The sequence below is a fragment of the Streptomyces gossypii genome, from assembly GCF_025165795.1.
Classification (GTDB): Bacteria; Actinomycetota; Actinomycetes; order Streptomycetales; family Streptomycetaceae; genus Streptomyces; species Streptomyces gossypii.
This window is the reverse complement of the sequence record NZ_JAJAGO010000011.1, coordinates 167898-189976: the sequence shown is the minus strand read 5'-3', so window position 1 is coordinate 189976 and position 22079 is coordinate 167898. Positions and strand designations below refer to the sequence as shown.

Below are 22079 nucleotides of genomic sequence, written 5' to 3'. Positions count from 1 at the left end.
GGAGCAACCCCACCGGTGTTGTGCGGGTTGTTCCTGACGTGGAGGAGGCACCGGACCGTGAGCCAGCAGGTACCCCGGCTCGGTGGCCTCAGCGGCCGCGCCCATGGCGTTCTCGCCGCATCCTCCCTGCCCCGCCGGGTGCCACGGCGCGCGCGCAGGCCGCGCCGGGTCGCGATGCTCAGCGTGCACACCTCGCCCCTCCACCAGCCCGGCACCGGTGACGCGGGCGGCATGAACGTCTACATCGTGGAGCTGGCCAGGCAGCTGGCCGCCCGCGATGTCGAGGTGGAGATCTTCACCCGGGCGACGACCGGCGACCTGCCGCCCTCCGTGGAGCTGGCGCCGGGCGTGCTGGTGCGCCACATCGACGCGGGGCCGTACGAGGGGCTCGCGAAGGAGGAGCTGCCCGCCCAGCTGTGCGCCTTCACCCACGGCGTGATGCAGGCGTGGGCGGGTCACCGCGCCGACCACTACGACCTGGTGCACTCCCACTACTGGCTGTCCGGCCATGTCGGCTGGCTGGCGTCCGAACGCTGGGGCGTCCCCCTGGTGCACACGATGCACACGATGGCGAAGGTGAAGAACGCCGCGCTGGCGGGGGGTGACACTCCCGAGCCTCCCGCCCGGGTGATCGGCGAGACCCAGATCGTGCGGGCAGCCGACCGGCTGATCGCGAACACCGCCGAGGAGGCCGAGGAGCTGGTCCGCTACTACCTCGCGGCCCCGGCGAGCACCGCCGTCGTCTACCCCGGCGTGAATCTGAGCCGCTTCCGCCCCGCCGACGGCCGCGCCGCAGCCCGTGCCCGGCTCGACCTGCCGCAGCACGCGCTGATCCCCCTCTTCGCGGGGCGCATCCAGCCGCTCAAGGCCCCGGACATCCTGCTGCGGGCCGTCGCGGCACTCGTCCGGGACGACCCGGCGCTGCGCCGCAGACTGCTGGTCCCGGTGGTGGGCGGTCCCAGCGGCAGCGGTCTGGCGAAGCCGGAGGGCCTGCAGAAACTGGCAGCCCGGCTGGGCATCGCCGATCTCGTCCGCTTCCGGCCGCCGGTCGGTCAGGAGCAGCTGGCGGACTGGTACCGGGCGGCGAGCGTGCTGGTCATGCCCTCCTACAGCGAGTCGTTCGGCCTGGTCGCGGTGGAGGCGCAGGCATGCGGCACACCGGTCGTCGCAGCAGCGGTGGGCGGCCTGCCGGTGGCGGTCCAGGACGGCGTGAGCGGCTATCTCGTGCCCGGGCACGATCCCGCCGACTACGCGCGGGCTCTGCGCCGCTTCGTGGACGACGAGACGCGGGCGGAGCGGATGGGCGCTGCGGCGGCCCGGCACGCGCAGGGCTTCGGCTGGGAGGCGACGGCCGCCACGACGGTGGAGGTCTACGCCGATGCGCTCCAGGAGCGGCGCGGTCACCTACGATCCCTGCATGGCTGAGCGGAAGTCCGTACAGACAACACAGGCACACGGGGCACCGGAGGCGGACGCGGCGCCGGCGGCGGTGATCGAGCAGGTGCTGGAAGACGCCGGGCTGGAGTGGGAGAGCCCGGCCGACGGCACGTATGTCGTCACCCTTCCCGGCACCCGGAAGCTGTCCACCACCTGCTCGCTGGTCGTGGGGCGGCACTCGCTCTCGGTCAACGCTTTCGTCGTCCGGCACCCCGACGAGAACCAGGCCGAGGTGCACCGCTGGCTGCTGGAGCGGAACACCCGCATGTACGGGGTGAGTTACGCGATCGACCGGCTCGGCGACATCTATCTGGCCGGACGGCTGCCGCTGACGGTGGTGACCCCGGAGGGGCTGGACCAACTGCTGGGCACCGTCCTGGAGAACGCCGACGGATCCTTCAACACCCTGCTGGAGATGGGCTTCGCGAGCGCGATCCGCAAGGAGTACGAGTGGCGGGTCTCGCGGGGCGAATCGACCCGCAACCTGGACGCGTTCACCCGGCTGACCGGCCCTTCAGAGCCGAGCTGACTTTCGCACCCTCATCGGTTGCGGCCTTTCCCTGGACCGGTGCCTCCGCCGCCGTACCGTCTCCGCCCCGCGTGCCGCCGTCCTCCATGCCCCGCAGCAGCACTCCGTACCCCACCGCCACCGCCGTGCCGATCACCGCGCTGATCGCCCACAGCGTGTCCGGGCCGAACCGGTCGATGACGAAGCCGCCCAGCAGCGGCCCGGTCAACGCGGCCACCGACCAGGACAGCACGTACATCCCCTGATACCGGCCGCGTCCGTGCACTGGCGAGAGGCGTACGACGATCCCCATCTGGGTGGGCGAGTTGATGATCTCGCCCAGTGTCCAGACGCAGACCGCGACCATGTAGAACGCCACCGAGCTCGCGAAGGCGTGGAGCCCGAAGCCGTACCCGGCCAGCAGCGCGGAGACGACAAGCAGCCGGGCCGGGTCGCGATGCTCTATGAACCGGATGACCGGTAGCTGCAACAGCACGATCAGCAGCCCGTTCACCGCGATGACGAGCCCGAAGTCGGTGCTGGAGAAGCCCTGTAGGCCCATCGACACCGGCAGCGCCACGAACGCCTGCTGGATGAGGACCGCGAGCGCCAGATTGAGGCTGACGACCGCCATGAAACGGGCGTCGCGCAGCACCGTGCCCATCGAGACGACGACGGGCCCGGTCCCGGACGCAGCCCCCGCTTCCGTTCCCTGCCCTGTTGCCGGCTCGGCTTCCGAAACTGGCCCGTACTCCGGCCTGGACTCCGGCAGTTTCACGAAGACCACGATCGCGCACGCCAGCACCATCACCGCCTCGCCGACGAACAGGAACCGGTAGCTGTACTGCGCTATCAGCCCGGCGGCGGTCGACGAGACCGCGAATCCCAGGTTGATCGCCCAGTAGTTCAGCGCGAAGGCCCGCACCCGGTCCTCGGGCGCCACGATGTCCGCCATCATCGCCTGCACGGCGGGCCGTGAGCCGTTGGTGGCCATGCCCACCACAAACGCCAGCACCGCGATGGCGACCGGGCGTTCCACGAAGCCCAGCGCCGCCACCGAGACGGCCGTCAAGGTCTGCGAGATCAGCAGTGTCGGCCGCCGCCCCAGCCGGTCGGCGAGCACCCCGCCGCCGATCGAGGAGATCACACCACCCAGTCCGTACAGCGCACCGATCATCCCCGCGTAGGAGGCCGAATAGCCGCGCTCGACCGTCAGATAGAGCGCCAGGAAAGTGGCGACGAAGGCCCCGAGGCGGTTGATCAGGGTGCTGGTCCACAGCCACCAGAACTGCCGGGGCAGCCCCGACACACTCTCCCGGGCCGCTCGTCGGACGCCGGACAAAGACATGGGCCAACCCTCTGCTCGGATGACAGATGCGGGCGCCGGGCCCGCGCGCAGCCGGGCGCTTGCCGGTCATTGGCCTTGGTGTAAGCGGTCCAGGCGATGAGCGCACGTTACGCACGGACGGTCCGGCGAAGCCACTGGATTGACGGACACCGTCAAGCGAAGGCCGTGCGCGCCGGATCAGCCGCGCCGGTTAGTCTCGGAACATGGCCGACGCACCGTACAAGCTGATCCTCCTCCGCCATGGCGAGAGCGAATGGAACGCGAAGAACCTGTTCACCGGTTGGGTGGACGTCAACCTGACCGAGAAGGGTGAGAAGGAGGCGGTCCGGGGCGGCGAGCTGCTCAAGGACGCCGGACTGCTCCCCGACGTCGTGCACACCTCACTCCAGAAGCGCGCCATCCGCACCGCGAACCTCGCGCTGGAGTCCGCCGACCGCCTGTGGATCCCGGTCCAGCGCAGCTGGCGGCTGAACGAACGGCACTACGGCGCGCTGCAGGGCAAGGACAAGGCCCAGACCCTCGCGGAATTCGGCGAGGAGCAGTTCATGCTGTGGCGCCGTTCGTACGACACGCCGCCGCCGGAGCTCGCGGACGGTGCGGAATGGTCGCAGAGCGACGACCCGCGCTACGCCGACATCCCGGGCGAGCTGCGCCCGCGCACCGAGTGCCTCAAGGACGTCGTGGTCCGGATGCTGCCGTACTGGTACGACGGCATCCTGCCGGACCTGCTGGTCGGCCGCACGGTGCTGGTCGCGGCGCACGGCAACTCACTGCGCGCCCTGGTCAAGCACCTGGACGGGGTTTCGGACGCGGAGATCGCCGGGCTCAACATCCCGACCGGGATCCCGCTCTCCTACGAGCTGGACGCCGATTTCCGCCCGGTCAACCCCGGCGGCACCTACCTGGACCCGGAAGCGGCGAAGGCCGCGATCGAGGCGGTCAAGAGCCAGGGCAAGAAGAAGTAGGCCCCTCATGCAGCCCTGATGCAAGCCCCCTACCAGCGGTTCTCCGCTCGTAGGGGGCTTGTCCCACTCAGCCGCAGGCGCCCCCGCACTGGCAGGACCCGCCCGACTGGCAGCCGCAGCCGCAGCCCGGGCCGCAGGCGCAGGCACGGAGCTGGGGCAGCGGCACGGGGTGGTGGACGGCGGGGACGGCGGGCGCGGGCTGGTGCGGGGACTCGGTCATGAGTTCCTCCTCGACAAGGCGTTCCCGCCATTGCACGCCTGCCCGTCCCGGCGCATCAAGAGCGCGCGCACCGCGCATCCGTACCGGAGGAAGAAGCCCCGCCGCGCGCCCGCACGCCCCCTCGTCACACGCTCTCGACCGGAGCCGTCCCATCGGTGGGCACGTTGTTGCCGTCGAGCTCGTCCGCGTAGTCGCCCGTCACCAGATAGACGACCCGGCGTGCGACCGAGACCGCGTGGTCGGCGAAGCGCTCGTAGTAGCGGCCGAGGAGGGTGACGTCCACCGCCGTCTCGATGCCGTGCTTCCAGCGGTCGTCCATCAGGTGCTGGAAGAGGGTCCGGTGCAGGTCGTCCATCTTGTCGTCGTCCTGCTCGAGCTGGAGTGCCAGATCGACGTCCTTGGTGATGATGACCTCGCCCGCCTTGGCCATCAGGCGCTGCGCCAGCTGCCCCATCTCCAGCAGCGTGGCCTGAAGGTCACGCGGCACCGCGGAGTTGGGGAAGCGCAGCCGCGCCACCTTGGCGACATGCTGGGCCAGGTCGCCCGAGCGTTCGAGGTCCGCGCTCATCCGCAGCGAGGTGACGACGATCCGCAGGTCGGTGGCGACCGGCTGCTGCCGGGCGAGCAGCTGGATCGCCCGGGTCTCCAGATCGCGCTGCAGATCGTCGACCTTCTCGTCCGCCGCGATCACACTCTCGGCGAGCTTCAGATCCGCGTCCAGCATCGCCGCCGTGGCCCGCCCGATCGCCGAACCGACCTGCCGGGCCATTTCGACCAGGCTGTCGCTGATGGAATCGAGCTCCTCGTGGTACGCGTCCCGCATGATGGTCCTTCCCTCGCATGGCATGTTCACAGGAGCCTGAACCCCCTTGGACCGTGCTGCCCAGGGGAGCGGACGGTCTCACACAAGCAACGCTCCGCCCGAAATGCGTCTGCCTCCGACCTCCCAAGTGAATCAGCTCCGACACCGAGGTGAACTCTGGGGGACGAGTGTTCGAGTCCACCCGAGAAGGGCTGGGGTGCTGTCACAGATGCCGCATAACCTGGAGACATGGACGTGAACGCGGCAGTCGCCGCTGCGGCAGCGATCGCCGGGGTGTGTACCGGCGTCATCGCCATGCTGGCGTTCCGTTGGAGCGAGCGCGATCAGAACCGCCCCACGCGGAGCTCGCTGCACTCCGAGGCGGTGCTGCCGCCGGGCGTCGACACGGTGCTGTCCGTGCTGCGCTCCTCCGCCGTCGTCCTCGACGAGGCGGACAGCGTGGTCAAGGCCAGCTCGGCCGCGTACGCCCTCGGGTTGGTGCGCGGTGGCAGGCTCACCGTCGAGCCCATGCTCCAGATGGCCCGCGACACCCGCCGGGACGGAGAGATACGCCAGGTCGAGCTGGACCTGCCGCGTCGTGGCACGGGGCGGGGAGACGCACTCGCGGTCTCCGCCCGGGTCGCACCGCTCGGCTCCCGGCTCGTGCTCCTCCTGGTGGAGGACCTCACGGAGGCACGCCGCATCGAAGCGGTGCGGCGCGACTTCGTGGCGAACGTCAGCCATGAGCTGAAGACCCCGGTCGGGGCGCTCTCCCTGCTCTCGGAGGCCGTGTCGGATGCGGCTGAGGACCCGGAGGCGGTACTGCGCTTCGCCGGGCGCATGCAGAATGAGGCGACCAGACTGACCAGCCTGGTGCAGGAGCTGATCGACCTCTCCCGGGTGCAGAACGACGACCCGCTGGAGGACTCCGAGCCGATCGGAGTGGAAGGGCTGGTGGATGAGGCGATCGACCGCTGCAGCCAGACGGCGGGGAACAAGCAGATCACGCTGGCGTCGGGCGGCACCGCCGGACTGCACGTCTGGGGTAACCGGGGCCAGCTGGCAGCGGCGCTGGGCAATCTCGTCGAGAACGCCGTCAACTACTCTCCGGCCCGCACCAGGGTCGGCATAGCCGGGCGCCGGATCGCGGCGCCCGGTGGAGAGATGATCGAGATCGCCGTGACCGACCAGGGCATCGGGATCTCGTCGATGGACAAGGAGCGGATCTTCGAGCGGTTCTACCGCGTTGATCCGGCCCGCTCCCGCGCGACGGGCGGTACCGGACTCGGTCTCGCCATCGTCAAGCATGTGGCCGCTTCGCACGGCGGGGAGGTCACCGTGTGGAGCGCTGAGGGACAGGGGTCCACCTTTACCCTGAGGCTGCCTGAAGCAGGCAGCGCGCGGGAGCGGGCCGAGGCAGCCCGGCGCAGCCGGAACAGCCTGAGCGGCGCACTGCAGGATCCCGCCGACTTCGAAGACGAAGACGGCGAAGAGACCTTCACTTCAGATCAACACCTTTCTGCCCCGGAGGTCCTCCCGTGACCAGAGTGCTCGTCGTCGAGGACGAGGAATCGTTCAGCGACGCACTGTCCTACATGCTGCGCAAGGAAGGCTTCGAGGTCGCCGTGGCGTCCACGGGGCCGGAAGGGCTCGACGAGTTCGAACGCAACGGCGCCGACCTGGTGCTGCTCGACCTCATGCTGCCGGGGCTTCCCGGCACCGAGGTGTGCAGGCAGCTGCGTGGCCGCTCCAATGTCCCGGTCATCATGGTGACCGCCAAGGACAGTGAGATCGACAAGGTCGTCGGGCTGGAAATAGGAGCCGACGACTATGTGACCAAGCCCTTCTCCTCGCGTGAGCTGGTGGCCCGGGTCCGTGCCGTGCTGCGGCGTCGGGGTGAACCGGAGGAGGTCACCCCGGCGGCTCTGGAGGCGGGCCCGGTCCGGATGGACGTCGACCGGCATGTCGTCACCGTCTCCGGTGGCAAGGTCGATCTGCCGCTCAAGGAGTTCGACCTGCTGGAGATGCTCCTGCGGAACGCGGGCCGGGTGCTGACCCGGATGCAGCTGATCGACCGCGTATGGGGGGCCGACTACGTCGGCGACACCAAGACGCTGGACGTGCACGTGAAGCGGCTCCGCGCCAAGATCGAGCCCGATCCGGGAGCGCCGCGCTATCTGGTCACGGTGCGGGGGCTCGGCTACAAGTTCGAGCCGTAAACCGCGAAGGTCAGCACTGCCCGTGCCAGGGAGCACGGGCGGTCATACGGTCCCTGGTCGTACGTCCACGTGGTCGTACGGTCCACGTGTGAGGGCCCTGGACCGCCGAAGCGGCCAGGGCCCTCACACGTGCTGGACCGGTCAGTGACCGGCTTCGGTGCCCTCGGCAGCGTCGTCCGCGGCGCCGGCGTCGGCGGCCTCACTCGTGCCCGGGGCGGGTGTGCCCTCCTCCGAGGCGCCCGGCGCGGGGCTGCCGGAGGCGTTCGGGTCGGTCTGCCCCTCGGCGTCGTCGCCCGGCGTCTCGCCCCCTGGGGTCTCTTCGCCCGGCGTCGTGCTCTCGTCCTCCGGTGAGGCGGTCGGCGACGGCTCGGTGGGCGTGACGGTCGGACCGTAGTCCCCGTAGCTGTCGTGCTCCTCGGGCACCACGGTCGCGCGCAGCTTCACCGAGCCGGTGGTGCTGAGGTCGAACGAGATCTCCGGGGCGGAGCCGTTCTCGAGGGCCGCGCCGTCCATGATGACGGCCGAGGCGTTGCCCTTGCCGCCGAGGGCCAGGGAGCCGCCGGCGGGCACCTTCAGGCTCTCGCCCTTGGCGGGGGTCACCTGCACCGCGAGGCCGGACTCGCCGAGGGTGATCCCCTGGAGGGTCTCGGCCTTGTCCCCGGTGTTGAAGATCTTGGCGGTGATGGCGGCCGGACCGGGCCCCTCGGAGCCCTCGGTGGTGATGACGTTGGCGGCCTGTACCTGGATGTGGCCGACGTCGACAGCCGCGTTGTCCGGCTTGACCTGAAGCGTCTCGGCGTTGGTCCCTGCCGCACAGGCGGTGAGCGTGGCTGCGGAGAGCGCGAGGACGGTGGCGGCGAGGGTGCCGCGTCGAAGGCTGCTGCTCACGGCGGCGGCATCTCCTAGGGCGAGCTCTGGCGGCCGAACTGCATGCACGGTCGCGGAACGGTGTTGATCTGCTGGGGGCTCAGGTTACCGACCCCCTCCGGGGCTGCCGCACCCGCCCCTCCGCGGTACGCCCGCATGGTGGATCCAGCCGGTGGGGGCCCCGGAATATCGACCGCTGATCCGACGCGTGATTCATCTGCGGGGGATTCACCGGAAGATATGTGAGAGCTCCGTGGAATTGATCAACATGGATCAACTCAAGGCAAGGTCAATTCCTCGGAACGGCCGAACGGACCAACTCATTGACACGGTCAAAACGGGCAAATCGCCCATGGTGGTGAGATTTTCGAAGCCCGGTCGTGCGTGTTTCCCGCCCCTTGCAGACGTGCCCCGACCTGCGAATACCCGCCTCCGCAAGGCGGTCGCAGCACGTCACGGGTGCCCTTGTCAAGCCCCGAAATATGCCCTGACCTGCGAAAACGTCATTCAGAACGGTCCGTTCCCGTGTTAGCATGGATAGTCACGGAAGGGGTACCTGACACATGACGTTCAAGGTTGGCGACACCGTGGTCTATCCCCATCACGGGGCCGCGCTGATCGAGGCTATCGAAACTCGCCAGATCAAAGGCGTGGACATGACCTACTTGGTTCTGAAGGTCGCGCAAGGCGACTTGACGGTGCGTGTCCCGGCGGACAATGCGGAGTTCGTGGGTGTGCGGGATGTTGTCGGCTCCGAGGGCCTGGACAAGGTCTTCGAGGTGCTGCGCGCTCCGTACGCCGAGGAGCCGACGAACTGGTCCCGTCGTTACAAGGCGAATCTGGAGAAGCTCGCCTCCGGAGATGTCATCAAGGTGGCCGAGGTCGTCCGCGACCTGTGGCGCCGCGAGCGCGAGCGCGGTCTTTCCGCTGGTGAGAAGAGAATGCTTGCCAAGGCCCGCCAGATCCTGGTGAGCGAGCTCGCACTGGCGGAGAAGACCAACGAAGACAAGGCCGAGGCTCTGCTCGACGAAGTCCTCGCGTCCTGAATCCGTGGCGCCTTCATTGTGGCGTCTTGAATCTGTGGCGTCCTGACCTGGGACGTCCTGCTCTGCGAAGCTGAGAAGCGGCCCGGCGAAGCTGAAGAAGCGACCCAGCCGCGGCGCCGATCGATGCCGACCTCGCTTCGCGCATGCTGCGCGTCACACATGCCGCGGTGCCCGGGAATCCACCCGATCCCGGCGCTGCGGCATGTCTGTTGTGGCGCAGCTGTTGCGGGGCAGCTGCAGCCGTCCGGTGCTTCTGTGCGCTTGTTGTGCGCCTACCTGCTGTCCGCCTGCCGTGCCTGCCAGTCGTATTCTGGTGTGCCGGGCCCGGGCAGTGGGCTCGACCGGTCGTCACGGAAGGGGCCGATCGAGCCGTCGCGCCCGGCACGCTCTGGCCATACCCATCCCGGCTGAGGAAACAAACCTGAACGCCCAACCGAAGTCAACAGAGCCCGCCGAACTCCGCACCGCCGCCGTCATCCCCGCCGCCGGCCGGGGTGTACGGCTGGGCCCGGGGACGCCCAAGGCTCTCCGTGCGCTGAACGGCACGCCGATGCTGGTCCACGCCGTGCGCGCGATGGCCCGTGCCCGAGCCGTCTCGCTGGTCGTCGTCGTCGCCCCGCCGGACGGCGCCGGGGAGGTGCGGCACCTGCTGGACGAGCATCTGACCCACCAGACCTCGGACGGCGTCGACGTCATCGTGGTGCCCGGCGGCGACACCCGCCAGGACTCCGTGCGGCTCGGTCTCGCCGCGCTCCCCGCCGACATCGGCACCGTGCTGGTGCATGACGCCGCGCGTCCCCTCGTCCCGGTCGACACGGTGGACGCCGTGGCCGCGGCCGTACGCGACGGCGCGCCCGCGGTCGTACCGGCCCTGCCGGTCTCGGACACCATCAAGGAGGTGTCGCCCGGCGTGCAGCCGGGCGGCCCCGAGCCCGTGGTCGGCACCCCCGACCGCGCGCTGCTGCGGGCCGTGCAGACACCGCAGGGCTTCGACTACGGCACGCTCGCCGAGGCGCACGAGCGTGTCGCCCGAGAGGGTGACGGTGCCACGGACGATGCCGGGATGGTCGAGCGGATGGGCGTCCAGGTCGTCGTGGTGCCGGGGCACGAGGAGGCGTTCAAGGTGACCCGCCCGCTGGATCTGGTGCTGGCCGAGGCAGTACTCGCCCGCAGGAGGGCAACCGATGGCTTCTGAACACGCTGTCGAGCAGACCGCTGACCGGACCGCTGGTCACACTGCTGAGCACTCGCCGCCCGTGCCGCTGCCGCTGGTGGGCGTCGGCACCGACGTGCACGCATTCGAGTCCGGCCGTCAGCTGTGGTGCGGCGGCCTGCTGTGGTCGGCCGAGGATTCCGGCGGATACGGGCTGGCCGGGCACTCCGACGGCGATGTCGCCGCGCACGCGGCCTGCGACGCGCTCTTCTCCGCCGCCGCGCTCGGCGACCTCGGCGCCCACTTCGGCACGGACCGCCCCGAGTGGTCCGGTGCCTCCGGTGTCACGCTGCTCGCCGAGGCGGCCCGGATCGTACGGGCGGCGGGCTTCGGGATCGGCAACGTCGCGATCCAGGTGATCGGTGTCCGGCCGAAGATCGGCAAGCGGCGGCAGGAGGCCCAGGAGGCGCTGGCGGCGGCGGTGGGCGCTCCGGTCTCGGTCTCCGGCACCACCACGGACGGTCTTGGTCTCACCGGCCGGGCGGAGGGCGTCGCGGCCGTCGCGACGGCCCTGGTCGTACGGCAGGCGCCGTCCTGAGTTCCTGAGGGAGCACGGCGCCGTACGGGATCCGGGTGGGAATCCGGCGCCGCGGCATGAGGTCCGCGCCGGCGCGGTACCTGTGGGGCTGTGCGGCGCGCGCCGCACGCGCCAGCATTCCGGACCGCCATCGGAGGACTCCGTGACCGCCGCACTCTCGAACGACCTGAAGAAGACCCTCGACGGCAGGGTCTTCATCACCCTCGCCACCCTCCAGCCGGACGGCAGCCCGCAGGTCTCGCCGGTGTGGGTGAAGCGGGACGGGGACGAACTGCTGGTGTCCACGACGACCGACCGCCGCAAGGTGCTGAACCTGCGGCGCGACCCGCGCGTCACCGTCGTCGTCCAGCCCGCGGACGAGCCCTACACGTACGCGGAGATCCGTGGCACCGCCACGATGACGACCGAGGGCGGACCGGAACTGATCGACGAGCTGGCGCGGAAGTACGAGGGCAAGAGCTACGCCGAGTTCAACCCGAGGTCGGGCGAGGACGCCCCGCGGATCGTCGTGCGGATCACGCCCAGCAAGGTCGTCGGCCGACTCTGAGACCCGCGGCGTAAAGCGGGCGCGGTCCGGCGCACGCTCCGTCTACTCTTGATGCGTGACTCTTCGCCTGTACGACACCAGCGCCCGGCAGACACGTGACTTCGTCCCGCTCGAACCGGGCTGTGTCTCGATCTACCTCTGCGGCGCCACGGTGCAGGCTGCCCCGCACATCGGCCACATCCGGTCCGGTCTGAACTTCGACATCATGCGCCGCTGGTTCGCGTACCGCGGCTTCGCGGTGACCTTCGTCCGCAACGTCACCGACATCGACGACAAGATCATCGCGAAGTCCGCCGACCAGGGCCGCCCGTGGTGGGCGATCGGGTACGAGAACGAGCGCGCGTTCAACGACGCGTACGACGCGCTGGGCTGCCTGCCGCCCACCAACGAGCCGCGCGCCACCGGCCACATCCCCGAGATGGTCGAGATGATGCGCACGCTCATCGACCGGGGCCACGCGTACGCAGCCGACGGCAACGTCTACTTCGACGTCCACTCCTACGACGGGTATCTCGCGCTGTCCAACCAGGAGCTGGACAACCTCCGCCAGCCCGAGGGCGAGGGGGAGACCGGCAAGCGGGACCCGCGGGACTTCGCCATGTGGAAGGCCGCCAAGCCGGGCGAGCCTAGCTGGGCGACCCCGTGGGGCGCCGGGCGGCCGGGCTGGCACCTGGAGTGCTCGGCCATGGCGCACAAGTACCTGGGGAGCGCCTTCGACATCCATGCCGGCGGCGTCGACCTCGTCTTCCCGCACCATGAGAACGAGATCGTCCAGTCCCGGGCGTACGGCGACGACTTCGCCGCGTACTGGACGCACAACGCCTGGGTGACCATGAGCGGCGAGAAGATGAGCAAGTCGCTCGGCAACTCGGTGCTGGCGTCCGAGATGGTCAAGCGCTGGCGCCCGATCGTGCTGCGCTACTACCTCGGCACCCCGCACTACCGCTCCACCATCGAGTACAGCGAGGAGTCGCTGCGCGAGGCCGAGACGGCGTTCGCCCGCATCGAGGGCTTCCTGCACCGGGTGACGGAGCTGACGGGTGACATCGAGCCCGCCTCCGAGGTGCCGCCCGCGTTCGCCGAGGCGATGGACGACGACCTGGGCGTGCCGCAGGCGCTGGCCGTTGTGCACAACACCGTCCGGCAGGGGAACTCCGCACTGACCGCCGACGACAAGGAGAGCGCCGCCGCCCGGTGCGCCGAGACGCGCGCGATGCTGGGTGTGCTGGGGCTCGACCCGATGGACCCGAGCTGGGGTGCGTCGGCCGGTGGCGCCCACGGCGCCCAGGCGGACCTGCACGGGGTCGTCGACTCGCTCGTCTCCCTGGTGCTCGAACAGCGGCAGGCGGCGCGGCAGCGCAAGGACTACGCGGCGGCCGACGCCATCCGTGACCAGCTGCAGCGCTCCGGGCTGGTGATCGAGGACACCCCGGCGGGCCCGCGCTGGGAACTGGCGCCGGGGCAGGCAAGGGTTCCCGGCAGCGGCCCAGGCCCGAGCAGGGACTTTCGCAACACGCACTAGGCGGCGGGGCGGCGGCCGGGCAGCCCGCGGGGTCCGCACCGGGCGCGGGATGGTATGCGCCCGGCGGCCCGTATCCTGGAGTCTTCCGGGCACCCGTCGGCATCTGAGGGCGGGCTCACCGGCACGGCCGTTCGATCGACGGCAGTAAGCGGAAATCGACGGCGGCAAGCAGAGAAGTAGGTGGCCCCATGGCCGGGAACAGCCAGCATCCCAACCGGCGTACGTCCAAGAAGAAGGGCCCGCAGGTCGGCAGCGGTGGTCAGCGCCGCCGCGGGCTGGAGGGCAAGGGCCCGACGCCGCCGGCGGAGATGCGCAAGGGCCATGCAAAGCAGCGCGTGGCGCAGGTGAAGGCGCGCCGGGCGCAGGGCAAGCCCACCGGCGGGCCCCGGCGCGGGGGGCCGAAGGGCACCTCCGAGATGGTCGTCGGCCGCAACTCGGTACTGGAGGCGCTGCGCGAGGGCGTGCCCGCGAACATCCTCTACGTCCAGCAGTTCATCGACAACGACGAGCGGGTGCGCGAGGCGCTGCGGTTCGCCGGTGAGCGCGGCGGCATCCATCTGATGGAGGCGCCGCGACCGGAGCTCGACCGGATGACCAACGGCCTGAACCACCAGGGAATGGTGCTGCAGGTCCCGCCGTACGAGTACGCGCACCCGGACGACCTGGCCCGCGCCGCCTACGACGACGGCGAGGACCCGCTGATCGTCGCGCTGGACGGCGTGACCGACCCGCGCAACCTCGGCGCCGTGGTGCGCTCCGCCGCCGCGTTCGGCGGGCACGGCGTGGTCATTCCCGAGCGGCGTGCCGCCGGTATGACGGCGGGGGCGTGGAAGACCTCGGCGGGCGCCGCCGCGCGCATCCCGGTCGCGCGCGCCACCAATCTGACCCGCGCGCTGGAGGCGTACCAGAAGGCGGGGGTGACGGTCGTCGGCCTGAGCGCGGACGGCGACACGGAGCTGCACGAACTGAATGTGCTGGACGGGCCGGTGGTGATCGTGATCGGCTCCGAGGGCAAGGGGCTTTCCCGGCTGGTCGGCGAGACCTGTGACCTGCGCGTCCGGATTCCGATGCCCGGAGGCGCGGAGTCGCTGAACGCGGGCGTCGCGGCCGGGGTCGTGCTCTACGAGGCGTCTCGCCGCCGCGCCTGAGCCGCCGCCGCGCCTGAACCGGGCCCGCGCCGCCGCGTGGCGGTGCTTGACGGGTCTCGGACACTAGGCCGGGTCAAGGCAGTGTCCTAAGCGTCCGTCACTCGGTTAGATGAGTGTGGACACCAGAACACCCCGCACAACCGTCCCTCCGGGCAACCGGAACGGGGAGGCGGCAAGGGGCCCAGCGCGCGGATTCGCCGCTGACGAGGACGTGCTGAGCACGGTGAAGGTTCCGTGCGACCCGGCGCAGGTCGTCGTGAACCACGCGAGCTTCCGTGTGCGGCTGCCCGGGCCCGTTCCCCGGAACACCGCGTACGACCTCGCTCGGGAGCGGGCCGCGTGGGAGCGGAGCGCCCGCGAGCGGGCGGTCCGTGAGGGACCGCGGCACGAGGGAACGCTGCACGAGGCGGCGGCCCGCACGGCGCCCCGTGCAGCGCGGCGGCAGGCGCCCATGGTGTGGAGCGGACGCACCGGGCCCGAAGACACCGGTGCGATGCGGCTCCTCCAGGCCGTCCGGGTCCCGGCCGCCGGGTTCGGGGCCCCGGGCGGTCCCGGGGCCGGGTCTGGCGGCGGTGGTCTCGACACGGTGATCGGTCCGGACTACGGCGCGCGCTCCGGCGGGTACGCAGTCGGCTACCCGGACGAGGAGGCGACGAACGCCTCCACCCAGGCCCTGCCACGGATCGGCGGCCCGGACGCGCCGTACATCGTCGGTCCGCGCGCCCCCCAGCCGCCCGATCCGCCCGAGCCTGCCTGGCCGCTGCTCACCGGGATCCGCCCGGTCGGCAGCGCGTACGACGACCCGGCGGCGCCGCGCACCCACGCGCCGGGCAGCGGCACGGAGCCGGACTACGAAACGGGCAGGGAGGCGGACGCGGAGCCGGCCGCCGACCCGCGCTCGCCGTACACCACCCGCCGGAGCGGCTCCGTACGGCACGCCTACTACCCCGGGCGCCGGATGAACCTCGGCGTGGTGCTGCTGCCGCTGCGGATCTTCCTCGGGTTCATCTCGATCTATGCCGGGATGGGCAAGCTCTGCGACCCCGTCTACTTCGACGGCGGCGAGCGCGGCTCCATGGTCACCTGGCTCCGCTCGCTGGAGCCCTGGGCGATCGCCTCGCCGCTGCACGAGTTCGCGCTCGCCCACCCGGTCGGCGCCGGGCTCACGGTCTCCTTCCTCCAGGTGATCGTCGGAGTGCTGACGATCTTCGGACTCTGGCAGCGGCTCGCCGGGAGCATCGGCGTGCTGCTCTCCGCCGCTTTGATCATGACGGTCAGCTGGCGGACGGTGCCCGCCTACGACGCCCCCGACATCATCTATCTCGCCGCCTGGAGCCCGCTGATCATCGCGGGCGCCCCCGTCTACTCGGTGGACGCCAGGCTGGCTGGTGAGGCATGGCGGCGGCTCGGACCGCGCGTCGAGGTCGCGGACCTGCGACGCCGGGTACTGCGCCGGGGCGCGGCGCTGGCCACCGTCGTCGCCGGTTCCGCACTGCTCCTCGGCGCGCTCCTCGGTGGTGCCGTGCGCTCCTCCCAGACGGTCACCGTGCCGGGCACGGGAGAGCCGCCGACGAACCGGCTGCCGGGCTCGGCACTGCCCGAGGAGCCGCGCGAGAGCGACGGCCGTGGCGGCCGCAGTCCGAGCGCGGAGCCGTCCGGCGCGAGCAGTTCGCCGAGCCCTTCGGCCTCCACCTCCGGCCCTTCCGGCGCGGCGAGCAGCGCACCGGGCACGCCCACGCAGCGGCAGACCGTACGGGCGCCGCAGCAGCCAGCACCCGTACGGTCCGCCGATACCGCCCCCGCCCCGGCGCCGACCGCGGGGACGACCGGCGAAGGTACGCCCAGCGGCGGCAGTACGGCGGGCACTTCGGTCGGCGGCGGCAGCGGTGGCGACACCGGCGGCGCGGCCGGGGGCGGAAACGGAGCCGCGCGTGAGCGGAGCGGCGGGAGCGACGGCGAGGGCGGGCGTGGGGCCCTGGGCGGCCTGCTGGGATGAGCCGCGCTGTGCTTGTACTGCGCTGAGCTGCGCTGAGTCGCACTGAGCTACCGAGCTGTACCGAGGGCCGTTCCGGTCAGCCGCCCGCGAGTTCCCTGGCGGCCTCCGTCAGATCCTTCGCGGTGTCGATCGCCCTCCAGTACGCCCCCTGCGGCAGGGGGAACCCCGCGAGCCTGCGCTCGCGTGCCAGCCGGGGGAAGGTGGTGCGCTCGTGGTCGCCACGCTCCGGCAGCAGCCCGGCGAAGGCGGCGGAGAAGACGTAGACCCCCGCGTTGATCAGGTACGGGGACGGCGGGGACTCGATGAAGTCCAGTACGTGCCCGAACTCGTCGGTCTCCACGGCCCCCCAGGGGATGCGGGGCCGGGCCAGGGCAAGGGTGGCCGTCGCGTCCCGTTCGGCGTGGAAGGCGGCCAGCTCGCGGAGCGAGAAGCGGGTCCAGATGTCGCCGTTGGTGGCGTACCACGGCTCGTCGGGGCGCGGCAGTGAGGCCGCGGCGAACTTCAGTCCGCCGCCGCGGCCCAGTGGCTCCCGTTCGATCACCGTGCTGACGCGCAGCGGCAGTTCGGCGCCGGCGAGCCACCGCTCCAGCACCTCTGCGAGATGCCCGCAGGAGACGACGACGTCGGTGACGCCCTCGGAGGCCAGCCAGGCGAGCTGATGGCCGATGATCGGCACTCCGGTGCCGGGGATCTCGACCATCGGCTTGGGGCGGTCGTCGGTGTACGGACGCAGCCGTGACCCCTGGCCTCCGGCCAGCACCACGGCCTGGGTGGGATGCGCCGGATCAGGCCGATCGGGCTGCTCCCGGTGGACGTACGGGTCGTACGGGTCATGCTGCTCACGGGTCATGCTGCGCACCCTATGGGCAGGACCCGCCGGACAGGCCCTAGTGGAGTTGGGCGACGCCGGTGGCGAAGGAGGTGTCGCAGACGGGGCGGGCGAACTCCTGGGCACGGTGTGCGGCACCGTACTTCTGGACGGCCGCGCGGCCGAGCGCCCTGGCGATCGACGTGCAGTGCCGGGCGAGCGAGGGCCTGCGGTTCATCTCCTTCTGGAGGCTGGTGAGGGCGACACCCGGGTTCTGCTCCCGGAGCTCCGTGATCAGGCGCTCGCGGAGCAGGGCCTGCGGGGTGCGGGGGGCGTCGGCCTCCTGCGGGGAGGAGGCGCGGTCCGCGGCTGCGGTGAGGACCTGGGTGTCGGTGGGTGAGGTCGTCGCCCACGGCACGCGGGTGACCGCGAGCGTCCCGGAGAGGACGAGGACGACCGGGAGGACGAGGGCGAGGGATCGGCCGATTCGGCGGGCTGCGTGGTTCACGGTGGCGATGGTAGCGAGGAGTGGTGATTTGGCGACATTTAGTCACCCTGTCGAGGGACAACAAACTTCGTTGCCCGTCTGCCGTGTTGACGCGGGTGATCGAAAAGGGGCCGTACCTCCGGATTCCCCGGAGGTGCGGCCCCATCCGTGCTCAGGCGCTCAGGCGCTCAGGAGGTCAGGCGCTCGCCGGTCGAGGTCGAGAACACGTGGGTCTCGCCCCCGCGCGGCACGACGTGGATCACGGAGCCCTTGTCGGGCACCGCACGGCCACTGACCCGGATGACCAGGTCCTCGCTCTTGTCGCCGATCTTGGCGGTGCCGTAGACGTAGCCGTCGGCGCCCAGCTCCTCCACGACGTTCACATCCACCGCGAGGCCCGCGGGCTCGTCCTTGGACAGCGACTTGCCCTCGCCGTCGACGATGTCGAAGTGCTCCGGCCGGCAGCCGACGGTGACGGTGGTGTCGCCCTTCTCCGATGCGGCTGCCAGAGCCGCCCGCTCGACCGGCACGACGCTGTTGCCGAACTTCACGCCGCCGTCGATGATCGGCGCCTCTATGAGGTTCATGGCGGGGGAGCCGATGAAGCCCGCGACGAAGAGGTTCGCCGGCTTGTCGTACATGTTGCGGGGCGAGTCGACCTGCTGGAGCAGGCCGTCCTTGAGCACGGCCACCCGGTCGCCCATGGTCATGGCCTCGACCTGGTCGTGCGTGACGTACACGGTGGTGATGCCGAGGCGGCGCTGGAGGCCGGCGATCTGCGTACGGGTCTGCACCCGGAGCTTTGCGTCGAGGTTCGACAGCGGCTCGTCCATCAGGAAGACCTGCGGCTCACGGACGATGGCCCGGCCCATCGCGACACGCTGCCGCTGACCGCCGGAGAGCGCCTTCGGCTTACGGCCCAGGTAGTCCTGGAGGTCCAGGATCTTGGCGGCGTCCTCGACCTTCTTCCGGATGTCGGCCTTGGGTACGCCGGCGATCTTCAGCGCGAAGCCCATGTTGTCCGCGACGGTCATGTGCGGATACAGCGCGTAGTTCTGGAACACCATGGCGATGTCCCGGTCCTTCGGCGGAAGGTGGGTGACGTCACGCTCACCGATGCGGATGGAGCCCTGGTCCACGTCCTCCAGGCCCGCGAGCATCCGGAGCGAGGTGGACTTGCCGCAGCCGGAGGGGCCGACGAGGACGAGGAACTCACCGTCCGCGATGTCGATCTCGAGTTTGTCGACGGCCGGCTTCTCCTGGCCCGGGTAGATCCGGGTGGCCGACTCAAAGGTGACCGTAGCCATGCTGTTGTCTCCTTCACCGGCAGGTACGTGCCGGACGATCCGTAGTAAAGGTCTAGTCCTCTGTGTTGCGGGGACGTTCCGTGACGTTAACCCGTGGGCCTCGGGTTTGTCAGTAGCCGGGAAGCGGTCGGCCCGCGGCCCGGGGCGCTGTGGAAACTCCCCGTCAACGCGCCATCGCGGCCAGGTACACTACGGGGCACGCCGCCTTAGCTCAGCCTGGTTAGAGCATCTGTCTTGTAAACAGAAGGTCGTCGGTTCGAATCCGACAGGCGGCTCGACTGAGGATCAGGCCGCTCTCTGTCCGCGGCTTGATCCTTTCGTACGACGAGGAGACTGCCCGGTGACCGAACTCGCACTCGGGCCCAGCTGGCTCGATCCGGACTACCTGATCCAGACGTTCGGCCTGCTGGGCATTCTGACGATCGTCTTTGCCGAGTCGGGTCTGCTGATCGGCTTCTTCCTGCCGGGTGACTCGCTGCTGTTCACGACGGGGCTGCTGGTCGCGACCGACCAGTATCTGAACTATCCGCTGTGGCTGGTGTGCGTCCTCATCGTCATCGCGGCGGTGGCGGGCGACCAGGTCGGCTACCTGTTCGGGCGCAAGGTGGGCCCCTCGCTGTTCCGGCGCCCGGACTCCCGCGTCTTCAAACAGGAGAACGTCGAGAAGGCGCACGAGTTCTTCGAGAAGTACGGCCCCAAGTCGCTGGTCCTGGCCCGCTTCGTCCCGATCGTCCGGACGTTCACGCCGATCATCGCGGGCGTCAGCCGGATGAACTACCGCACGTTCGTCATCTACAACATCGTCGGCGGCACGCTGTGGGGCGCCGGTGTCACTCTGCTGGGTGCGGGTCTGGGCCAGATCGATTTCGTGCACGCGCACATCGAGCCGATCCTGCTCGGGATCGTGCTGCTCTCGGTGCTCCCGATCGTGATCGAGTACCTGAGGGCGCGCCGCGGCTCCGCGAAGGAGGCGGCTGCCGTCGCCACAGCAGGGGCGGCCGGCGACTCTCCGGACCAGGCCCCGCCGGCCGGCCCGTCCGACGGCACCAACGGCCCCGCCACCGCCCCCGGAGGCAAGAAGCCCAAGCGCCGCGGCCGCCACGCCCTGCGCTGACGCCGGACAGAGCCCAGGCGGTCAGGACCAGTCACGGCCGGTGCGGCCGCGCTTGACGTCCGCGCGTTGCTTCTTCTCACGCAGCCGCCGCTCGTTGATGCCGCGCGGGATTTTGTTCTTCCGGCGCTGCCGGGGCGGGGGCGCCGTCGCCTCGGCAAGCAGCGCCGCCATCCGGACGGCCGCCGTCTCGCGGTTGCGCCACTGGGAGCGGTGCTCGCTGGCCCGCACCGCCAGCACGCCGTCCACCAGCCGCCCGGCCAGCCGCTCCAGGGCGCGCGCCTTCCACACCTCGGGAAGCGACTCCGTCTTCGCGAGGTCGAAGCGCAGCTCGGCCGCGCTGTCGGTGGTGTTCACATGCTGCCCGCCTGGGCCGGAGGATCTGGAGAAACGCCAGCTGAGCTCGGCCTCCGGGAGGGAGACCGAGCCGCGGATGAAATGAGGCCCGGACATGTGTCCCATGTTCCCGCCTTCAGGGCTCCGCGTCACCGTGTTTTCCGGCTGTGGACGGTCCGGCAGGGAAAGTCGGGCAAAGAAGGTAAAGAAAACTGGAACCCGCCCCTCGCTCGGCTGCGTTGGGGAGGGTGAGAGGGTGAGGTTCAGACCCGCCAGCCTCACCAGAGTTCAGCGTTCCCATAGAGAAGGGCATTCCCCATGGCTGTAAGCCTGTCCAAGGGCGGCAACGTCTCGCTTACCAAGGAGGCGCCTGGCCTCACGGCCGTCACGGTCGGCCTCGGCTGGGACGTCCGCAGCACCACGGGTACGGACTTCGACCTCGACGCCAGCGCCATCGCGGTCAACGCGGAGGGCAAGGTCTACTCCGACCAGCACTTCATCTTCTTCAACAACAAGGCAACGCCGGACCAGTCGATCGTGCACTCCGGCGACAACCTCACCGGCCAGGGCGAGGGCGACGACGAGGCGATCAACGTCAACCTGGCGGCGCTGCCGGCGGACATCGACAAGATCGTCTTCCCCGTCTCGATCTACGACGCGGAGACCCGCAGCCAGAACTTCGGCCAGGTGCGGAACGCCTACATCCGCGTGATGAACCAGGCGGGTGGCACCGAGATCGCGCGCTACGACCTCAGTGAGGACGCGGCGACCGAGACCGCCATGGTCTTCGGCGAGCTGTACCGCAACGGCGCGGAGTGGAAGTTCCGTGCCGTCGGCCAGGGCTACGCCGCCGGTCTCACGGGCATCGCGCAGGACTTCGGCGTCAACATCTGAGGTCTGCCCCACCACACGGTCGCGGCGTTCTTCTCCCGGAGTCAGGGGGCGAGGGGCGCCGCGGCTGTCTCCCCGCCACCGGCGGTCAGGACCCCAGATGGGTGCGCAACTCCCGGGCCACCGTGCTGACATCCGCCTGGCCCCGCTTGGTCGCCTCCACCAGGTCGGCGAAGGTCTCCGCGTCCGGCAGGGCCTTCGCGCCCGCGACGCGCAGATAGGAGCGGGTCGCGGCGGCGGCGTAGAACTCGTTCATCGGTGATTCCAGCGGCGGGCAGACCACCAGGGTGTGCAGGAACGCCGCCGCCCGCCAGGCGAGATCCGGTGCCGGTGCGTCGGCGACGAGCACGAGGTCGTTCTGATGCCGGGCGACAGCGGCCACCACGCCCGAGGGGTCCCATACGGTCGGGTCGGAGGGAAGATGATGCGCGAGGGCGCTCCATGCCCACTCCATGGTGATCTTCACAGTCCGAATCGCTCCTGGAAGTAGTCCCAATGCTCGGCGAACTCGTCGACACCGGCGAGGAACCTCGCCCGGTTCTCGTCCAGTTCTCGCTTCGTCGCTTCGGTGATCAGCGCCGTGACGGTCGTGCCCTGCTCCGCCGCGCGAGCCTTGAGGCGCTCGTGGAACTCCTCGTCCAGGCGGATCGTGACGTGCTTTGACATGGGCTCACCGTACAGCGAGCTCGCTGTACGGGCCATCACACCCGTACCCGTACCCGAAAAGCTACTTGCGGGCGACGCCCGGTCGCAAACTCGTTAC

At 70.4% G+C, this 22079-nt stretch carries 24 protein-coding genes and 1 tRNA gene; 15 read left to right on the top strand and 10 right to left on the bottom strand.

Annotated elements, in window-relative coordinates; translation table 11 throughout:
* Positions 1-57 precede the first annotated feature (57 nt).
* Together mshA and LHJ74_RS23375 are read left to right on the top strand one after the other, a co-directional pair.
* Positions 58-1425 (top strand): D-inositol-3-phosphate glycosyltransferase, encoded by a 1368-nt coding sequence (gene mshA, locus LHJ74_RS23380; protein WP_260220129.1) that lies wholly within the window; start codon positions 58-60, stop codon positions 1423-1425.
* Positions 1418-1966, top strand: a complete 549-nt coding sequence (locus LHJ74_RS23375) for a type III secretion system chaperone family protein (protein ID WP_260220128.1) — start codon at positions 1418-1420, stop codon at positions 1964-1966. The genes mshA and LHJ74_RS23375 overlap by 8 nt, the downstream gene beginning before the upstream one ends.
* On the opposite strand, the gene LHJ74_RS23370 is transcribed toward LHJ74_RS23375, so the two are convergent.
* Positions 1932-3293: an MDR family MFS transporter gene (locus tag LHJ74_RS23370; RefSeq protein ID WP_260220127.1), complete on the bottom strand. Its 1362-nt coding sequence runs from the start codon at positions 3291-3293 to the stop codon at positions 1932-1934. The two genes, LHJ74_RS23375 and LHJ74_RS23370, sit on opposite strands and share 35 nt — an antisense overlap.
* A 203-nt stretch (positions 3294-3496) precedes the next feature.
* Between LHJ74_RS23370 and LHJ74_RS23365 the strand changes: the two genes are divergently transcribed.
* The gene (locus LHJ74_RS23365) at positions 3497-4258 is read left to right on the top strand and encodes a phosphoglyceromutase (protein ID WP_260220126.1); all 762 of its coding nucleotides are present in this window, start codon (positions 3497-3499) and stop codon (positions 4256-4258) included.
* Positions 4259-4325: 67 nt separating this feature from the next.
* On the opposite strand, the gene LHJ74_RS23360 is transcribed toward LHJ74_RS23365, so the two are convergent.
* Both LHJ74_RS23360 and phoU read right to left on the bottom strand, forming a co-directional pair.
* Positions 4326-4478 carry a hypothetical protein gene (locus LHJ74_RS23360; protein ID WP_260220125.1) on the bottom strand — a complete coding sequence of 51 codons (153 nt, stop codon included), beginning with the start codon at positions 4476-4478 and terminating at the stop codon, positions 4326-4328.
* A gap of 124 nt (positions 4479-4602) precedes the next feature.
* Entirely contained in the window at positions 4603-5301 is a 699-nt protein-coding gene (gene phoU, locus LHJ74_RS23355; protein ID WP_260220124.1) for a phosphate signaling complex protein PhoU, read from the bottom strand.
* A gap of 228 nt (positions 5302-5529) precedes the next feature.
* Here phoU and phoR point away from each other — a divergent pair, with 228 nt between their 5' ends.
* A complete protein-coding gene (phoR, locus tag LHJ74_RS23350) occupies positions 5530-6822 on the top strand; it encodes a two-component system sensor histidine kinase PhoR (protein WP_260220123.1) in 1293 nt (430 codons plus the stop codon).
* A 5-nt stretch (positions 6823-6827) separates the two neighbouring features.
* Complete coding sequence (gene phoP, locus LHJ74_RS23345; protein ID WP_486587451.1) at positions 6828-7499, top strand: two-component system response regulator PhoP; 672 nt, start codon at positions 6828-6830, stop codon at positions 7497-7499.
* Positions 7500-7640: 141 nt separating this feature from the next.
* Here phoP and LHJ74_RS23340 read toward each other — a convergent pair whose 3' ends face one another.
* Positions 7641-8387 (bottom strand): DUF461 domain-containing protein, encoded by a 747-nt coding sequence (locus LHJ74_RS23340; protein ID WP_260220122.1) that lies wholly within the window; start codon positions 8385-8387, stop codon positions 7641-7643.
* 542 nt (positions 8388-8929) lie between these two features.
* On the opposite strand from LHJ74_RS23340, the gene LHJ74_RS23335 reads away from it, so the two are divergent.
* The 7 genes from LHJ74_RS23335 (at position 8930) to LHJ74_RS23305 (ending at position 16376) form a co-directional block, all read left to right on the top strand.
* The gene (locus LHJ74_RS23335; protein WP_027750678.1) at positions 8930-9412 is read left to right on the top strand and encodes a CarD family transcriptional regulator; all 483 of its coding nucleotides are present in this window, start codon (positions 8930-8932) and stop codon (positions 9410-9412) included.
* 421 nt (positions 9413-9833) lie between these two features.
* Positions 9834-10607 carry a 2-C-methyl-D-erythritol 4-phosphate cytidylyltransferase gene (gene ispD, locus LHJ74_RS23330; protein WP_260220275.1) on the top strand — a complete coding sequence of 258 codons (774 nt, stop codon included), beginning with the start codon at positions 9834-9836 and terminating at the stop codon, positions 10605-10607.
* Positions 10597-11163, top strand: coding sequence for a 2-C-methyl-D-erythritol 2,4-cyclodiphosphate synthase (gene ispF, locus LHJ74_RS23325; RefSeq protein WP_260220121.1), 567 nt, complete (start codon positions 10597-10599; stop codon positions 11161-11163). The genes ispD and ispF overlap by 11 nt, the downstream gene beginning before the upstream one ends.
* A gap of 142 nt (positions 11164-11305) precedes the next feature.
* Positions 11306-11710 carry a PPOX class F420-dependent oxidoreductase gene (locus tag LHJ74_RS23320; RefSeq protein WP_260220120.1) on the top strand — a complete coding sequence of 135 codons (405 nt, stop codon included), beginning with the start codon at positions 11306-11308 and terminating at the stop codon, positions 11708-11710.
* 55 nt (positions 11711-11765) lie between these two features.
* Positions 11766-13232: a cysteine--tRNA ligase gene (gene cysS / locus LHJ74_RS23315; protein ID WP_260220119.1), complete on the top strand. Its 1467-nt coding sequence runs from the start codon at positions 11766-11768 to the stop codon at positions 13230-13232.
* 188 nt (positions 13233-13420) lie between these two features.
* On the top strand, positions 13421-14380 hold the full coding sequence (rlmB, locus tag LHJ74_RS23310; RefSeq protein WP_260220118.1) for a 23S rRNA (guanosine(2251)-2'-O)-methyltransferase RlmB: 960 nt from the start codon (positions 13421-13423) through the stop codon (positions 14378-14380).
* A gap of 109 nt (positions 14381-14489) precedes the next feature.
* Positions 14490-16376 carry a DoxX family protein gene (locus LHJ74_RS23305; RefSeq protein WP_260220117.1) on the top strand — a complete coding sequence of 629 codons (1887 nt, stop codon included), beginning with the start codon at positions 14490-14492 and terminating at the stop codon, positions 16374-16376.
* Between the two features lie 76 nt (positions 16377-16452).
* Here LHJ74_RS23305 and LHJ74_RS23300 read toward each other — a convergent pair whose 3' ends face one another.
* The 3 genes from LHJ74_RS23300 to LHJ74_RS23290 all read right to left on the bottom strand — a co-directional run bounded on the left by LHJ74_RS23300 (position 16453) and on the right by LHJ74_RS23290 (position 18978).
* Positions 16453-17226, bottom strand: coding sequence for a nucleotidyltransferase family protein (locus LHJ74_RS23300; RefSeq protein WP_260220115.1), 774 nt, complete (start codon positions 17224-17226; stop codon positions 16453-16455).
* A 37-nt stretch (positions 17227-17263) separates the two neighbouring features.
* Positions 17264-17692 (bottom strand): hypothetical protein, encoded by a 429-nt coding sequence (locus LHJ74_RS23295; protein WP_260220114.1) that lies wholly within the window; start codon positions 17690-17692, stop codon positions 17264-17266.
* Positions 17693-17859: 167 nt separating this feature from the next.
* Positions 17860-18978: an ABC transporter ATP-binding protein gene (locus LHJ74_RS23290; RefSeq protein WP_260220113.1), complete on the bottom strand. Its 1119-nt coding sequence runs from the start codon at positions 18976-18978 to the stop codon at positions 17860-17862.
* Positions 18979-19178: 200 nt separating this feature from the next.
* Here LHJ74_RS23290 and LHJ74_RS23285 point away from each other — a divergent pair.
* Positions 19179-19253: transfer RNA gene (locus tag LHJ74_RS23285), tRNA-Thr, on the top strand.
* A gap of 65 nt (positions 19254-19318) precedes the next feature.
* Positions 19319-20092 carry a DedA family protein gene (locus LHJ74_RS23280; RefSeq protein ID WP_260220112.1) on the top strand — a complete coding sequence of 258 codons (774 nt, stop codon included), beginning with the start codon at positions 19319-19321 and terminating at the stop codon, positions 20090-20092.
* 21 nt (positions 20093-20113) lie between these two features.
* On the opposite strand, the gene arfB is transcribed toward LHJ74_RS23280, so the two are convergent.
* Positions 20114-20551, bottom strand: coding sequence for an alternative ribosome rescue aminoacyl-tRNA hydrolase ArfB (gene arfB / locus LHJ74_RS23275; RefSeq protein ID WP_260220110.1), 438 nt, complete (start codon positions 20549-20551; stop codon positions 20114-20116).
* A 192-nt stretch (positions 20552-20743) separates the two neighbouring features.
* Here arfB and LHJ74_RS23270 point away from each other — a divergent pair, with 192 nt between their 5' ends.
* Positions 20744-21319, top strand: a complete 576-nt coding sequence (locus LHJ74_RS23270) for a TerD family protein (protein WP_260220109.1) — start codon at positions 20744-20746, stop codon at positions 21317-21319.
* Positions 21320-21404: 85 nt separating this feature from the next.
* Here the strand turns inward: LHJ74_RS23270 and LHJ74_RS23265 are convergent, their stop codons facing one another.
* Both LHJ74_RS23265 and LHJ74_RS23260 read right to left on the bottom strand, forming a co-directional pair.
* Positions 21405-21782, bottom strand: a complete 378-nt coding sequence (locus LHJ74_RS23265; RefSeq protein ID WP_260220108.1) for a hypothetical protein — start codon at positions 21780-21782, stop codon at positions 21405-21407.
* Positions 21779-21982, bottom strand: coding sequence for a plasmid partition protein ParG (locus tag LHJ74_RS23260; protein WP_260220107.1), 204 nt, complete (start codon positions 21980-21982; stop codon positions 21779-21781). The genes LHJ74_RS23265 and LHJ74_RS23260 overlap by 4 nt, the downstream gene beginning before the upstream one ends.
* Positions 21983-22079: the final 97 nt, after the last annotated feature.